The following is a 15,721-nucleotide window of genomic DNA, read 5'->3' as shown; positions in this document are numbered from 1 at the left end:
TCCGTTGCAGATAGCCGGTGCCCTGGCACCGGCTTCACCGACAAACCAGAGTGGAGAGCGAAATGGATATCGCCAAGCGAACCGCGCCGCGAAACCTGTCCATTTCGGAAGCTCTCCATGCCTGCCTTTGTCGTCCTGGATTCCATCTCGGTTCACGCGCCTGAGGGCCGCCCACTGTTCGATGAGCTGACGCTCGCGATCGGACGCGAGCGCACCGCCATCGTCGGACGCAACGGCTGCGGCAAATCGACACTGCTGCGCCTGATCGCGGGCGAGGTCGAACCAGCAGCCGGATCGGTTCACCGTGCCGGATCGATCGGCATGCTCGCGCAGATCGCCGACGGGCGGGCGACGCTGGCGCAAGCCCTCGGCGTCGATGGCGAGCTCGCGCGGCTGCACCGGCTCGAGCGCGGTGATGGCACGCTCGAGGATGCCAGCGCGGCTGACTGGACACTGGCAGCACGACTACAGACCACGTTGGTGGAAGTGGGCCTGCCCGCCCTATCGCTCGATCGCGCGGTAGCGTCGCTCAGCGGCGGCGAGCGAACGCGCGTCGCGCTGGCGCGGCTGCTGATCCAGGCACCTGACGTGCTGCTGCTGGACGAGCCCACCAACAATCTCGATGCCGACGGCCGCGAGGCGCTGGCGCAACTGCTCGGGCGATGGCAAGGCGGCATCGTGGTCGCAAGCCACGACCGTACGCTGTTGGAGCATGTCAACCGCATCGTCGAACTGACGCCGGTTGGCGTCACGATTTTCGGCGGCGCGTGGCCTGATTTCGCCGAGCAGCGCGACGCGGCACGCTCGCGCGCTGAAACCGAACTGGAGCGGGCGGCCGATGCGCTGCGCAGCGCCGAGCGCGCGACGCAGAAGGCGCGCGAAAGAAAGTCGCGCCGCGACAAGGCCGGCCGAGCCTGGCGCGCCAAGGGCATCGAGGACAAGATGTTCATGGACCGCGAGAAGGAACGCGCTGAGGCCAGCGCCGCGCGCGAAGGCCATCTCGCCGAGCGCCTGATCGGCGAGCGCGCGGATGCATTCGAGGAAGCCCGCGCGCGGGTGGAGATCGTGACGCCGCTGTCGATCGACCTGCCGAAGACCACCCTTCCCTCCAATCGCGAGCTCCTCACTTTCAACGACGTGGCGATGGCCTTTGCCGCCCGCCACCTGTTCGGCCCGCTGTCGTTCGAGCTGCGCGGCCCCGAGCGCGTCGCGATCGGCGGCGCCAATGGCACGGGCAAGAGCACGCTGCTCCGCCTGATCACTGGAGCGGCGCAGCCGACTGCCGGCACGATCCATCGTCGCACCGACCGGATCGCGATGCTCGACCAGCATGTCGGCCTGCTCGATCCCGGCACCAGCATTTTGGACAATCTGCGCCGGCTCAATCCGGAATTGTCAGCCAATGAAGCGCATGCCGCGCTGGCGCGATTTGCCTTCCGCAACAGGGCTGCGTTGCAGATCGTGGATACGTTGAGCGGCGGCGAGCGCCTGCGCGCAGGCTTGGCTTGCGTGTTCGCGCGGCCGGAACCGCCGCTATTGTTGCTGTTGGACGAGCCCACCAACCATCTCGACCTCGCCGCGATCGAAGAACTGGAAAGCGCGCTGCGCGACTTCGATGGCGCGCTGGTCGTCGTCAGCCACGACAAGGCGTTCCTGCAGGCGATCGGGATCGAACGGGAGATTGGGCTCTGAATCGTAGCCCGGGTGAAGCGCCAGCGTAACCCGGGACCGCTACTGATGCAGACGTCCCGGGTTACGCATTCGCTCCCCCCGGGCTACGGGCGCTAATTCTGCGCGGCCGGACGCGATGGCGGGTTGGCGACCTGCGGCGTCAGTGCGAGCGGCGGGCGGGGTTTTGGTTTCGCGGCACCCGGCGGCGGCTTGACGTCGATCGGCGGCGGCAATGGGGCGAGCTGCGGCTGGCTCGCGACTGACGCAGGCGGATTGGCGGCTGGTGTGCTGGCCGGCGGCTGCGCCAGCGGCGGACGCGGTGCGCTCGTTTTTGGCTTTTGCGCTCCCTTGCGCGGATCGCGGCCCGGGATCGGTACGTCGGTTGATGCTGGCGGGATCGTCGCGCTCGCATCGGGAGCTTCCGCCGGCTCCTGCGGCGGGATCAGCGGTGGCGTCGGCTGGAACGTTGGAGGCGGCTCGCCGCGCTCAATCGCATCCAATCGCCTGGTCTCGCGGTCGATCGCACGCACCGCGAGCCAGGACGACAGCGCCGCGACATCGACGCTGCGGGTGAGGCCATCAGGCGTGCCCACCGCGAACAACTGGATTTCCGGCCGGCTCGCCGCGGTGATCGCGGTCGGCACCAGCGCGGCGCGGATGTCGGCCTGGTCGGCCGGAATGTCGTAGCCGCCGGAGATCGTGGCATTGACGCCATTGGCCGCGAGCGTGCTGGCGCCGACACGAATCCGCCCGTCGCGGATGTTGAACGGAAGCTGGGCTGAGGCGACCGACAGCGCGCCGTTTGCGAGCGCCTGCTCGACGATCTGCTTCAGCCGCGCATCATCCGAGACCTGACCATTCTCACTGGCGCGGATCGCGATGTCGAAGGCGCGCGGATCGAGCCCGGCAATACGCGCCGCTTCCAACGTGATTGTGCCGCTGCCGGACACCGCGCCGGTCAGCGCCGCGGCGCTGCGGCCCTGGCTCATCAATGTCATCTGCAACGAGGCGCGGCCCTTGGGCATGCTGAGATTTCGGTAGCTCAATGCCGTGCCATCGACGCCATTAAGCTGCACGCTCGCATTGACGGTGATGCCGTTCGCACTCGGCCTTGCATCGATGGCGGCGCTGAGATCGCCGCCGCCGATCTTGCCCTTGAGGGCCTCAAAGGTCAGCGCCTGGCCGTCGCTCTTGATCGTGCCGCTCACCGGCTGCAATTCGCTGCCGCCCGGCAGTTCGCCGCGCAACGCCTGGAAGACGATGTTGCCGCGCCAGCCCTTGAGCACGCCGCCGCCGAGCGGCTCGGCCGGATCATGCCCGCCGGCGCCGATCGCAAACGCGAACACCGGTGCGAGCGTGACCTGGTCGAGCCCGATCTCGCCCTCGATGTTCTTCTCATCCCCCATGGCGAGCGCGACACGGCCTCGCAGCCGCGAGCCGCCGACGATGCTGTCGAGGTCGTCAAACGACAGCCTGTTGCCGGCAAGCGAGACGCGCGACGACAGGCGGACGCCGTTCACCGGCGTGTCCGACGACTTCAGATCGAGCAGCGGACTGATGTCGGCGCTCCTGACCCGCAGGTTGATGCTGGCCTTCTTCGCCTCGTCCCATGGCTCGGCCGAGCCTTCGGCGTCGGCATCAAGGCCCGCGCCCCACATCCTCGCCTTCAGCCGCAACGGCGCGCGCCAGGCGCCGTTGACCGAGCCTTCGAATTGCGCGGGGCCGTCGCCGACCGTGATGACGCGATCGAGCCCGAGCAGCGCAAGCATTGTACGCCCCTGCCCCGCTGAAAATCTGGCGTCGACACCGAGATCGCTGCGGCTGAGGGCATCGAGATCGGTGCTGCGGATCGCGGCGACCAGCGGCTTCGCCGTCACCGTGGCGGAGCCCTTGAGCTGGGGCGCGTCGAGATCCAACGCGGCGCGAAGGCTGCCGCGATCGGCCTGTCCCTTGTCGAGATCAAGCGCGAGCTTCAGCCGCGCCGGACCGGGAACCGCAGCCAGCGTGTTGAGGCGCGATGCCGCTGATGGCGCGAACGATGAGGCCAGACCGGTCAACTGGCTGAGCGACGCAGCGTTTGCGTTGAGCGCGAGCTTTCCGGTCGCGTTGATGCGATCGAAATTGCCGGTGCCCTCGATCGTCACGCTGTCCGGCTGGCCGATCTTCAGCCGCTCGAGCGAGACCATCTTCGGTCCATAGCCGAGCTTGGCCTGCAGCGGACGCAGCTCCTGTCCGGCCGAAATCGCGCGGCCGATGTCAAGCGAGAGCTGCGCTTCCTCCGGCCATTCGGCCTGCGGTCCCGCCAGCGAGCGTATGACAGCGGTGGCCGCGTCGAGGTCCAGACGGTCGGCCTTCACGTTGGCGTCGACCTTCGCGCCGCTATTGCCGCCGGGATACGACACCGCGACACGTCCGGTGATCGCGCCACCATCGATCTCGGCCTTCATGGCGTCGACGGTAAAGCCGTTTGCGGCGACCGTGACGTCGCCGCGCAGCTTGAGCGGTTTTTGATTGCGAGACGGCAGATCGCTGCGGCCCTGCAGCCAGACCATCAGCGCATCGGGATCGGAAGACTCCACATTGAGCGCCGCCTTGAAGCTGTCGGACTGGGCGCTTTGCGGGCCAGCACCGCTGAGCGAGACGCGCGTGGCGCCCGGTGCGCGGAAATCGAGCCGCCGCACCGTCCAGCCCTTGTCGTCGCCGTGAAGCTCGGCCGCGATATCCTGCAGCGGCCGCCCGCCGAGCATGATTTTCTCGGACGAAAATTCGATCTGCGACGGCAGCGCGACGTGCGGAACGCCCGACAGCAGCGCGCGCAGCGCCGGCAGCGCACGAACCGGCTCAGCATTATTGTCCTTCGTGGCAAAGCGGTCGACATCGAGTTGCCGAGCCGAGAGCGAGGCGCGCAGCAGCGGCGAACCGCCGAAGCGGATGTCGCCGGCGCCTGCAAGCTTCAGCGCGCGGTCTTCATTGCCATAGCTGATCTCGATCTGCTCGAGCCGCGCCGCCGAATAATCGGCCTTGACCCTGGCTCCCATACGCCAGGGCGTCGGCGCGGCGTCATCATTCTTTGATGCGGGCGGAGAGGCCAGCGCCACCACGCCTTCGAAGCGTGGCGCGCGGGACTCGAAGGTGAGCACGCCGTCGAGATCAGCCGACAGCGGGCGCTGGCCGGGGTCGATGTTGACATGCACGCGGGTGCCGCTGCCATCGGCGCTCTGGCCGGAGGAAATCCGGAACGGATAGCGGGAGCCGTCGAACGTGAAATTGCCATCGCCGCGGATCGCGCCGGCAAGCGAGCGGACATCGCCGCTGAAGGCGATGTCGCGCAGTTCCAGCGTGCTGTGGCTCGCCGCGTCATGCAGGGCGATGCGGCCGGTGAGGTTGACGCGATCGATCGCAAGCGAGGCGAAGTCGAACGTGCCCTGCGAGGCAGGCCAATCGATCCGTCCCTTCTGGTCCAGACCGAGGTCCACCGACATGCCATTGACGGTGAGCTGCGTGGCGCGCCATTCGCCGCGCATCAGCGAACCCAGGCTGAACTCGACGTCGAGCTTGTCGGCCCGGACCTTGCCGCGATCGTTGTCGCCGCCGATCACGGCCGAACGCAACCGAAGCTGCGGCGCCGGCAGCAGCCGCGCGTCAAGCTCGCCGCCGATGCGCACGGGCGCGCCGATGATTCGCGTCGCCTCTGCCTCGAATTGCGGACGGAACTGGTTCCAGTCAATGAAGTACGGTCCGACCAGCGCGGCGATCAGCGCAAGAATGAACGCGATTGCCAGGCCGAGCAGCGTCGTCTGCACGGTGTCTCCCTTTGAGCCCCGCCCCGGCGCGCGTGGCCAATACAGCGCCGGAGCAGCCCAATATATAGAGACAAGTATGGCGAAGTCACAGCGGTATCACACTGCGGCCACTGGGAAGGGCGAGAAGGTTACCAGCTCGCCGGCAGGCGCCGTAGCCCCCGCAGCACGAAGGTCGGCCGCCACTGTGGGTTTTCCGCGTCATCCAGCCGCAGGTCCGGCAGGCGGCGGAGCAGCGTCGAGATCGCGATTTCGGCCTCGATCCGCGCCAATTGGGCACCGAGACAGAAATGGATGCCGCCGCCGAAGGACAGCGGTTTCACGTTGGGACGGGCGATATCAAGCTGTTCCGGACGGTCGGGATAGACAGCCGGATCGTGGTTGGCCGAGCCCAGCAGGCACAGCACGGCCTCGCCCTTGGGTATGCGCTTGCCGCAGAGATCGATGTCCTCCAGGGCCGCGCGCCCGGTCATTTGCACGGAGGAATCATAGCGCAGGAATTCCTCGATCGCGTTGGTGATCAGGGCGGGATTTGCCTTGAGCAGCGCGAGCTGATCGGGATTGCGGTGGAGCGCCAAGAGGCCGTTGCCGATCAGGTTGACGGTCGTCTCGTGCCCGGCCCCGAACAGAAGGATGATGTTGGCGGTCAGCTCTTCGTTGCTGAGCTTGTGGCCGTCCTCCTCCGCCTGCACGAGCTGCGTCGTCAGGTCATCGCCGGGCTGCTTCCGCCGCAGCTCGAAGAGCTGCTGGAAATACATCTCCGACATCTTGGTTCTGGCGTTGCCCTGCTTGATCTCCTCAGGCGACAACGGCACCGGTTCGAGGATGCGCCCGCTGTCGCGCGAGCCGGTATAAAACGTTTCGCGATGCTCCTCGGGGATTCCGAGCATGTCGCAGATCACCGTCACCGGCAGGCGGAATGCAAAGTCTTCGATGAGGTCCATCCTGCCCTGCGGGATGACACGATCGAGCGTCTGATCGACGATCTCCTGAATCCGCGGCCGCATGTCCTCGACCCGGCGCGCCGTGAATGCCTTCACCACAAGGCCGCGGAGACGGGTGTGATCGGGCGGATCCTGCTGCAGCATCATCTGGCTCATGCTGCGGAAGACCGGGTCCTCCATGGCCTTTGGCCCGTAGCGGCGTATGGCGCGGCCGGCATAGTCCTTGCCAAAGTGCTTGTCGCGCAACACGAAGCTCACCTCGGCCTGACGGCTCGCGACGAAAGCGCCGAACGGCGTGACATGCATCGGATCCTCGGCGCGCAGCCGCTCGTAATGCGGATAGGGATTGCGAATGAATTCCGGCGCCAGGGGATTGAACAGCGGATCGCTGTTCGCCGGCCGAGCTTGCTCGTTCATGGTGACCTCAATCGGTTGCCGCGTTGCGACGATTTCACATTGAACGCTACCGGCCGCAGCTTCGTGCGGGCCCAAGCGTTTCCACCCCTGAAACTCGATACACTCTTGTATCGAGTTGCATTGTGGCCTAAACAGGGCCGATGTCAAGAGTTAGGACCAGACCGACCAGGGACGACACCTGCGAAAAGCTGTTCGAGGCGGCGGCGCGCGTGTTCGAGGAACAGGGGATCGGCGGCGCCAGCATCGAGGCGATCGCGGCCGCCGCCGGTTTCACGCGCGGGGCGTTCTATTCGAACTTCAAGAGCAAGGAAGAGCTCATCATCGCGATGCTCGAGGACCATGTCGAGCAATCGATCCGGCGCAACCTCGACCTGCTGGCCCAGCACACCAATCTCGCCGACTTCATCGAGGCGTTGAAGCACATGGACCGCACCAGACAGGATCCGCTCGGCCGCTCGCCGCTTCTGCACATGGAGATGATCCTGTTCGTCGCACGCGCGGAGAAGCGCCGGCCCGAACTTGCGAAGCGCCTGCGCGCCCGGCGCAAGCTGGTCACCGACATCATCGAGACCGCGCGGAAGGATAGCGGCAGGAACGGCCGGCTGGATGCGGCATGGACCGCCGCGATCGTGCTGGCGCTCGAGGACGGCTTTCGCCTGCACCGCCTGATCGATCCGGAAACCACGCCGGCCGACAGCTTCCTGCGCGCGATCGGCGACCTGCAGCGCACGATCGGCAACGCAGACCGCGCCGTAGCCCGGGTGGAGCGCTAGCGTAACCCGGGACGCCTGCATCAGCGCTTGCGAGCGGCCCCGGGTTACGCTGACGCTTCACCCGGGCTACGGCTCTGCAACGTGTGCAAACGCCCCGCCACAGCGCGGACTTTTCCAGGCGCTGCCTGCCAGATCGCGAAGGCGGACAACGCGCTCACGACAATGCTGATCGCAAAGGCCGCCGTGTAGCTGCCGGTGAAATCATACAACAGCCCCGTCGCCCACGGGCCCGCAGCGCCGCCCGCGAGCGCGGCCAGCATGATGGTGCCGAAGATGCTGCCGTAATGCCTGCCCTGGAAGATCTCGACCACGACCGGCCCCATCACCGAGGTCAGGCCATAGCCGAGCGCACCTTGCGTGAACACCATCAGATAGACCAGCGGCAACACAGGCGCATATTTCAGTGCGACCAGGCTCGCAAAGCAGACCGCGAAGCCGGCGCAACTGATCGCCCACACCGCTTCGCGCCCGATCCGGTCGGAGAGATGGCCAAGCCAGATCTGGCCGGGAATGCCGAGCAGGCTGACGACGCCGAGCGACCACACCGCGACATTCGGGCTGAAGCCGATGTCGAGCAGGAACTTGGTCTGATGCACCTGCACCGCGTACCAGATGTAGAGACCGCAGAAATAGCCGAGCGCGATCCACCAGAAGCGTGCGGTGCGGAGTGCCAGGGACAGCGTCCAGTCGGTGCCGGCCCAGACGGGATCGACGATGTTCGACACCGGCTTTGCCGAGGCCGCGGTCGGCGCGGCATCGCCGTCGGGCAGCAGGCCGAGATCTTCGGGACGCTTTCGCACCAGCAGATTGATCGGCGCAAGCACGACCAGCACGAGGATGCCGATCGCGGTGCAGGCGGTGCGCCAGCCGGTCTGCTCGATCATGTGCTGCACCCACGGCAGCAAGGTCACCGAGCCGATGCCGACACCGGCGAAGGCGATCCCGATCGCGAGACCGCGGCGGCGGATGAACCAGTTCGGCAGGAAGAACGATTGGCCGGAATAGCCGAGGCAGACGCTGCCCGCGCCAACGAGAACGCCGATGCTGAGATAGAGGTGCCAGGGCTGCGTCGTCAGCGGCGCCAGCAGGAACCCTGCGCCCATCAGCACGACGCCGAGTTCCATCACCGCGCGCGGTCCGGCGCGGTCCATCAGGCGGCCGATCAGCGGACTGGCGATGCCGGAGGCCACGAAGCCGAACGAGAATGCGCCGGCGGTGACGCCGCGGTCCCAGCCGAACTCACTGAGGATCGGTGGATAGAACAGCGAGAACGCGGTGCGCGCATTGACGCCGATCGCCATGGTGACGAAGGTCACCGCGATGATGATCCAGCCGTAGAAGAAGGGAAGCCGCATCAGTGGGTCACCAGCGCGTGGCTCTCATGGCCGAAATAGGCGCGCTCGAGCCGCTGCGCCAGATTGCTTTCGTCGGTCGGTGCTTCCAGCACGATATTCCCCTGCACCAGGGCGTAGACACGATCCGCCGTCGCCAGCGCCTTCTCCAGCAATTGCTCGACCAGCAATACCGCGGTGCCCTGCGCGCGCAAGCGGCCGATGACGTTGAGGACCCGATCGACCAGCACCGGTGACAGGCCGGCCGACGGCTCGTCGAGCATCAACAGCCGCGGGCGACGCACGAGGCCTTGCGCGACGGTGAGCATCTGCTGTTGCCCGCCCGACAGCGCGCCGCCGCGCTCGTGACGCTTTTCGGCGATCTCGGGGAAATACGCCAGGGCTTCCTCGACGCGTTGTGCGCGCTCGGCGCGCGGCACGTCGTAGCCGGCAAGCAGCAGATTGTCGGTGACGGAGATTTGCGTGAACACGCGATGGCCCTCGATCACATGGACGAGGCCGGCACGCGCGGCATCTCGCGGCGTCGCGTTGGTCATGTCGTGGCCGTCGAAGCGCACTTGTCCCGCAGTCACCGGCAGCAGTCCCGACAGCGCGCGCAGCATCGTGGTCTTGCCGGCGCCGTTGGGGCCGAGCAGCGCCACCACCTCGCCGGCGGCGACCTGGAAATCGATGCCATGAAGGACGCGGATCTTGCCGTAGCCGGACTCGAGCGCGCGCACGGAGAGCAGAGGTTCAGCCGCCGAGGTACGCACTGACCACCTCCTTGTGAACGCGGATTTCGGCCGGCGTGCCCGCCGCCAGCGTGCGGCCGAGATTGAGCACGGTGACCTGGTGGCAGATGTCGAAGATGAGATCGGCGTGATGCTCCACAAGCAATACACCGGTGCCGCGTGCGCTAATCGCCTTGATCAGGGACGCCAGCCGCTCGATCTCGTCGTTGGAAAGGCCGGCCGCGGGCTCGTCGAGCAGCAGGAAATCGGGATCGAGCATCAGCGCACGCGCGATCTCGATGAAGCGGAGTTCGCTGTGCTGCAGGCGGTCGGCGCGCACCTCCGCCAGCGTCTCCAGCCCGACCACGCCGAGCAGCGCCCGCGCTTTCGCCGCCAGCATCCGCTCGTCTTCGCGATTGCGCGGTGCCGACAGCATCGCCTCGACGAAGGTCGCCCTGCCCTCCACCGAGCCGCCGATCATCACGTTCTCCAGCACCGAGGCCTCGCCGATCACGCGCGGGGTCTGGAATGTCCGCGCGATGCCGCAAGCCGCGCGCAATGCCGGCTGGCCCGGCGGCAACACGTCCTCGCCCAGCGTCATCGCGCCGGCCTTGGCAGCGTAATAGCCGGAGATGACGTTGAGCGTCGTGGTCTTGCCGCTGCCGTTCGGGCCGATCAGGCCGTGGATCTGGCCGGGCGTCACGTCGAGGTCGAGCCCGTCGATCGCCTTCACATTGCCGAAGCTCAGCGCAATGCCACGCAGCTCGAGGTGCTTGCCGCCCGTGCGCCGACGCACGATGTCGGCGAGAACGGCCGGACGCGGCACGATGGCGCGGTTACTGGCAAGCGGGCGGCGGTTGCGGAAATCCAGCAGTGCCGCGATGCCGCCGGGCATCACCAGCACGATCACCAGCAGCAGCACGGCGTAGAGGAAGGTCGACCAGGCCGCCAGCGGCGCGGCGATCTCGGGCAGGATGGTCAGGATGATCGTGCCGAGCATCGGCCCCAGGATCGAACCGCGGCCGCCGATCAGGATCGCGATGAAGAACAGGACTGACAGATCGAAGGTGAAGGCGTCGGGCGTGATGTAGGTCTGCAGCGTCGCGAACAATCCGCCGGCGATTGCGGCCAGCGCGCCGGCGAACAGGAAGATCGCGATCAGCATCCTTGGCTTCGAGATGCCGGTCGCTTCCGCCGCCACTTCGGCGTCGCGCACCGCGATCAGCGCGCGGCCGAACCGGCTGCGGGCGACGTTGGCGCTCATCCAGGTGGCGACCACCGCAAACGCGACGCAGAGCGCGTAGAAGCCCCAGGGCGTATCGAACGGCGCCGGGAATTCCGGGCCGGCGATGCCGATCCCGCCTCCGGTCACGCTCTGCCAGGCCAGCGCGATCTGCGTGACGATGGTGGCAAAGCCCAGCGTCGACATCGCGAAATAGAAGGTGCGCAGGCGCAGCGCCGGCAAGCCGACGATCACGCCGAACAGCGCGCCGACGCAGCCGGCAATTGGCAATGCGAGGAACACCGGCAGCGCCGGCGTGACATTGCCGGCGACGAGCACGCTCGTGGTGTAGGCGCCGAGCGTCAAGAGCGCGACATAGCCGATCGCAAGGTGGCCGGCGAAGCCGACCACGAGGTTGAGGCCGGCGACCAGCACCCAGTAGATCGCCATGCGCGTGCCGATCAGCGCCCAATAATCGTTGCTGACGAACGGCAGCAGCAATGCGAGCGCGAGGATGCCGAGGAACGGCGCGATGTGCGGCAGGGCGGTGCGCCACGCGCCGCTTTCGCCCTGAGCAGAGGTTGCGGTGACGGCCGTCATCACACCCTCCGCGCCGAGCTTCCGCCGAACAGGCCTTGGGGCGCTGCCAAGAGGACCACGATGAACAGGGTGAAGACGGCAACGGACGAGAAGATGCCGCCGACCAGGAAATTCGCGGCCTGCTGGAACAGGCCGAGTGCCAGCCCGCCGAAAATGGCGCCTCGGTTGTTGCCGAGGCCGCCGAGCGCCACCGGCACGAAGCCGTAGAAGTTGAGCAGCGCGCCATTGGCAAAGAACGCCAGCAGGAGCTGGCCGCCGGAAAAGCCGGCGATGCCGCCGATCACACCGGCCAGCGCGTAGCTTGCCACCCTCAGATTGCGCTCGGGAAGACCGAGCGCACGTGCCGCGAAATTATCCTCCGCGATCGCGACAAAGGCGCGGCCAACCAGAGTGCGGCGGTAGAGATATTCCAGCGCCACGATCGTCACCGCGCAGGCGATGACCGGCAGCCAGAACTTCTCCTCCCAGACGCCGCTGCCGAGCCCGATCACGCGCGGGAACGGCTGCGGCTCGGTGCCCCATTTGATCGCCGCGATCTGCTGGATCATCAAGGCCAGCGCCAGCGTCGAGAGCACGTAGAGATGCTGGTCCAAGCTCTTCAGGACTGGGCGCACAGCGACGAACTCGGTGATGACGCCGACGATCGCGCACGCGGCCAGCGTCAGGACGAAGCCCACGATGATGGGCATGCCCATCTTCAAGGTGAACATCGAGCCGAGCACGCCGCCGAGCATGGCAAGCTGACCCGCGGTGAAGCTCATCACCCGCGAGGTCGAGAACATCGTGTTGTAGGTGACGCCGACGAGCGCGTAGATCGCGCCCGCCGCGAGACCGGATGCGAGGATCGAGGCGAGCATCGGATGCACCCTCTGCCGCCGGCCTATGTATAGCCCGGCGCCAGCGCGAACGTGCCGTTCTTGGCGGTGCTGGCCTCCGACATCACGATCTCTTCGGTCGGGTAGCCGTTATGCTGCGTCGGCGTGAAGGTGTAGGTGCCGAAATAGCCGGGATATTTCGACAGCGTGTTCCAGTATTTGACGAGGCCCGCGCTTTCGGTCGAACCGCTTTCGGCGACCGCCTTGGCGATCAGCTCGATCGCGTCGATGCCGCCCGCGACCCACCACAACAGCGTGTCGTTGAGCGCGACATTCGCCTTGGCCAGGCGCGCGACGAGCTCCTCACTCTTCGGCGGCAGCTTGCCGGATGCATCGTAGCTGCAGCTTTTGTAACCGATCGCGTAGACCTTCTTCCAGTTCTCGGGCTTCTCGACGAGGCCAGCGAGTTCACCCGAGGCGAGCGAGGGATGGCCGACGAACGGCACGTCCCAGCCCATAGCGGCGCGGGTGTTGAACATCCGCGCCTCCATGCCGGTGGTGACACTCCAGACCACGATGGCCTCGGAGCCCGCATTCTTGGCGCGCAGCATGTCGGGCGTCATGTCCGGCTGGGTCGCATCGATGTTGGCCTGGTAGACGACGTCGGCGCCGTCCTTCTTGAACGCCGCTACCGAGGCGCCGACCGCGGTCACGCCATAGCCCGTGGTGTCGCCGATGACGGCGACCTTCTTCACCTTGAGGACGTTGAGGCAATAGTTGCGGACCGCGTCGTCCCACTGGCTGTTCGACGGCGCCATGCGGAAGGCGTTCGGATATTTGGTGGTGTCGATCAGGGTTTCGACCACGCAAGGGTGAATGTCCGGGATCTTGGCCCGCGCCATGATCGGCGTGGTGGCGAGCGCTTCGCCGGAATTGACCGGCCCCCAGATGGCATGGACCTTGGCCTGGCTGATCAATTCCTGCGTCGCGTTCACCGCCTTGGTCGGATCACCCTGCGTGTCGCGCATGACGAGCTCGATCTTGCGGCCCTTGACGCCGCCGGCCGCATTGATGCTGTCCACCGCAAAATTGATGCCGCGGTTGAAACCGACGGTCGGCGCGGAACTCGGGCCGGTGATCGCCGCGAGGCAACCGATCTTGATCGGCTCGGACTGGGCAATGGCAGGCTTTGGGAACGAAAATGATGCGGCGCCCAAGGCGCCGGCGCTTCCCAACAGCATGTTGCGGCGTGAAATAGCCATGTGTGATGCTCCCGTTCGTTTCCTTTTTGCGGCGCCCATCTTTGGATTGCAGGCGTCCGCATGATTTTATTGTCCCGGCTGGCGGCCGAGGCTTGTCGCGGGACTGAAGTTTGAGCCTGACGGCGCCGGCTTGTCCAGCGTTTATCCCGTAGAATTGCGGAGACGATTCGCGATCAATGCCCGGACACGGGCCTGTGACCGATCTGTTAGGCTTTCAGCGCATGAAACCTCTGGAAACTTGTCGCCGTCCACGTCAATAGGTTGCGACGCCAGATGCCGCTCTCGAAGGTCAGTTGATGCACGATGTCTCGATCCCGGCAGCCTTGATCGCCGGACTAGTCAGTTTCCTGTCGCCCTGCGTGCTGCCGCTGGTGCCGCCCTATCTGGTGTATCTGACCGGCGCGACCATCGAGCATGTCGCCCATGACGAGAGCACGCAGGCCTCCAAGCGCGCAGTCATGACGGCGGCCTTGATGTTCGTGCTCGGCTTCTCCACCGTGTTCGTGGCGCTCGGCGCCAGCGCCTCCCTGATCGGCGGGCTGATCCGCGCCTGGTCGGCACAGCTCTCCATCGTCGCCGGCATCGTCATCATCGTGATGGGACTGCACTTCCTCGGGCTGACGCGGATCGGGATATTGATGCGCGAGGGCCGGATGAGCATGCCGAAGCCGGTCGGGCTGTGGGGCGCCTATGCGATGGGGCTCGCCTTTGCGTTCGGCTGGACGCCCTGCATCGGCCCGATCCTCGCCGCGATCCTTTCGATCGCAGCAGCCGAGGCGACCGTGACCAAGGGCGCCGCGCTGCTTGCGATCTATTCCGCCGGGCTCGGCATCCCCTTCCTGCTTGCAGCGTTCGCGGTCAAACAGTTCTCGTCACTGTTCGCGCGGATGAAGCGGCATCTCCGGACGGTCGAGCACGTCATGGGCGTGCTGATGATCATCACCGGCATCGGCTTTCTCACCGGCGCCGTCACCAATGTCAGCATCTGGCTGCTCGAGACGTTTCCGGCGCTGCAGAATATCGGCTGAGGCTTGGTCAGACTTGTGCCAGCGCCAAAGCAATGCTGGCCTTTCGCATCACGATGTCGAATAGTGGGCGGCCCTTACGCTAATCGCACCGAGGACCGATGGCCGAGGACACGCCCGCAGGCCGCTCCTGGCCGATCTTCCGCTCGCTGGCCGCGTTCCGGCCGGGCGATTTGCCCGGCGACCTGATCGCGGGCCTGACACTGGCCGCGATCGCAATACCCGAGCAGATGGCGACTGCGCGCCTCGGCGGCTTCGCCCCCCAGATCGGCTTTTTCGCCTTCATCGCAGGTTCGCTCGGTTTTGCCATGCTGGGCAGCAACCGCTTTCTGTCATGCGGCGCCGACTCCACGATCACGCCGATCTTCGCCGGCGGCCTTGCGCTGATGGCAGCCGCCGGCTCCCCGGAGGCTATCGCGCTTGCCGCGGCCCTGGCGCTGATGGTCGGAGTGATCCTGGTCGCCGGCAGCCTGTTTCGCCTCGGCTGGATCGCCAACCTGCTGTCGACCCCGGTCACCATCGGCTTTCTTGCCGGCATCTCCATCCACATCATGGTTTCGCAACTGCCCGTCGTGCTCGGCGTACCGCCACCGAAAGGACCGATGCTCGAGCGGATCGCGGAGATTGCAGAGCATCTTCCTGCCGCCAACTTCTACTCCGTCAGCATCGGGCTTTTCGTGCTGGCCTTTGTTGCCGGATCCGAGGCCATCAGCGCCAGGATTCCCGGCGCACTGGTCGCGCTGGTGGCGGCGACCGCCGCCGTGATCTGGGGCGGATTGGAAACCAAAGGGGTCAGCGTGGTCGGCACCGTGCCGGGCACGCTGCCGATGCCGTCGTTTCCTGAGATCTCTCCGGAACGATGGGTCAAGCTGCTGTCATTGGCTCTCCTGGTCGCCATCGTCGTGATGGTCCAGACCGCGGCGACGACGCGGGCATTTCCTTCCGATCCGGACCAGCCCGCCGATGTCGACCGCGATTTTCTCGGCGCCGGGGCCGGCAGCATCCTAGGCTGTGTGGACTCTTGGGATTCTCAAATCAGACGGAACGTGATTCAAGGCTTTCTTTTAGGAGGAAGCCTTGGGGGTTCTGGATCGGCTCGTTCTGAACGACACGCAATGGGACCGTATCTC

Annotated in this window: 11 protein-coding genes; 4 read left to right on the top strand and 7 right to left on the bottom strand. The window is 66.3% G+C overall.

Translation table 11 applies throughout. From position 1 onward, the window contains the following. Positions 1-117: 117 nt before the first annotated feature. Positions 118-1,692 (top strand): ABC-F family ATP-binding cassette domain-containing protein, encoded by a 1,575-nt coding sequence (locus tag ACZYOF_RS29665; RefSeq protein ID WP_130583015.1) that lies wholly within the window; start codon positions 118-120, stop codon positions 1,690-1,692. 92 nt (positions 1,693-1,784) lie between these two features. Here ACZYOF_RS29665 and ACZYOF_RS29660 read toward each other — a convergent pair whose 3' ends face one another. Then, positions 1,785-5,474: an AsmA family protein gene (locus ACZYOF_RS29660; RefSeq protein WP_463717993.1), complete on the bottom strand. Its 3,690-nt coding sequence runs from the start codon at positions 5,472-5,474 to the stop codon at positions 1,785-1,787. 128 nt (positions 5,475-5,602) lie between these two features. Continuing rightward, a complete protein-coding gene (locus ACZYOF_RS29655; RefSeq protein WP_463717992.1) occupies positions 5,603-6,832 on the bottom strand; it encodes a cytochrome P450 in 1,230 nt (409 codons plus the stop codon). A gap of 140 nt (positions 6,833-6,972) precedes the next feature. Between ACZYOF_RS29655 and ACZYOF_RS29650 the strand changes: the two genes are divergently transcribed. Further along, a complete protein-coding gene (locus ACZYOF_RS29650) occupies positions 6,973-7,605 on the top strand; it encodes a TetR/AcrR family transcriptional regulator (RefSeq protein WP_130578582.1) in 633 nt (210 codons plus the stop codon). 44 nt (positions 7,606-7,649) lie between these two features. On the opposite strand, the gene ACZYOF_RS29645 is transcribed toward ACZYOF_RS29650, so the two are convergent. The 5 genes from ACZYOF_RS29645 to ACZYOF_RS29625 are packed head-to-tail and all read right to left on the bottom strand — an operon-like array spanning position 7,650 to position 13,566. Continuing rightward, entirely contained in the window at positions 7,650-8,960 is a 1,311-nt protein-coding gene (locus ACZYOF_RS29645) for an MFS transporter (protein ID WP_463717991.1), read from the bottom strand. Beyond that, positions 8,960-9,709: an ABC transporter ATP-binding protein gene (locus ACZYOF_RS29640; RefSeq protein ID WP_463717990.1), complete on the bottom strand. Its 750-nt coding sequence runs from the start codon at positions 9,707-9,709 to the stop codon at positions 8,960-8,962. Before ACZYOF_RS29640 ends, ACZYOF_RS29645 begins: the two co-directional genes overlap by 1 nt. Further along, positions 9,690-11,489, bottom strand: a complete 1,800-nt coding sequence (locus ACZYOF_RS29635) for a branched-chain amino acid ABC transporter ATP-binding protein/permease (protein WP_130578585.1) — start codon at positions 11,487-11,489, stop codon at positions 9,690-9,692. Before ACZYOF_RS29635 ends, ACZYOF_RS29640 begins: the two co-directional genes overlap by 20 nt. Next, the gene (locus tag ACZYOF_RS29630) at positions 11,489-12,346 is read right to left on the bottom strand and encodes a branched-chain amino acid ABC transporter permease (RefSeq protein WP_130578586.1); all 858 of its coding nucleotides are present in this window, start codon (positions 12,344-12,346) and stop codon (positions 11,489-11,491) included. The genes ACZYOF_RS29635 and ACZYOF_RS29630 overlap by 1 nt, the downstream gene beginning before the upstream one ends. Before the next feature lie 23 nt (positions 12,347-12,369). Next, on the bottom strand, positions 12,370-13,566 hold the full coding sequence (locus tag ACZYOF_RS29625) for an ABC transporter substrate-binding protein (protein ID WP_463717989.1): 1,197 nt from the start codon (positions 13,564-13,566) through the stop codon (positions 12,370-12,372). A 296-nt stretch (positions 13,567-13,862) separates the two neighbouring features. Here ACZYOF_RS29625 and ACZYOF_RS29620 point away from each other — a divergent pair, with 296 nt between their 5' ends. After that, complete coding sequence (locus ACZYOF_RS29620) at positions 13,863-14,594, top strand: cytochrome c biogenesis CcdA family protein (RefSeq protein WP_130578587.1); 732 nt, start codon at positions 13,863-13,865, stop codon at positions 14,592-14,594. Positions 14,595-14,692: 98 nt separating this feature from the next. Beyond that, a partial coding sequence (locus ACZYOF_RS29615) for a SulP family inorganic anion transporter (protein ID WP_463717988.1) occupies positions 14,693-15,721 on the top strand: 1,029 nt, incomplete at its 3' end.

The organism is Bradyrhizobium sp. LeoA1Lang (genome assembly GCF_055413685.1).
The sequence above is the reverse complement of the archived record's forward strand: the minus strand, read 5'-3'. Positions and strand labels throughout refer to the sequence as shown.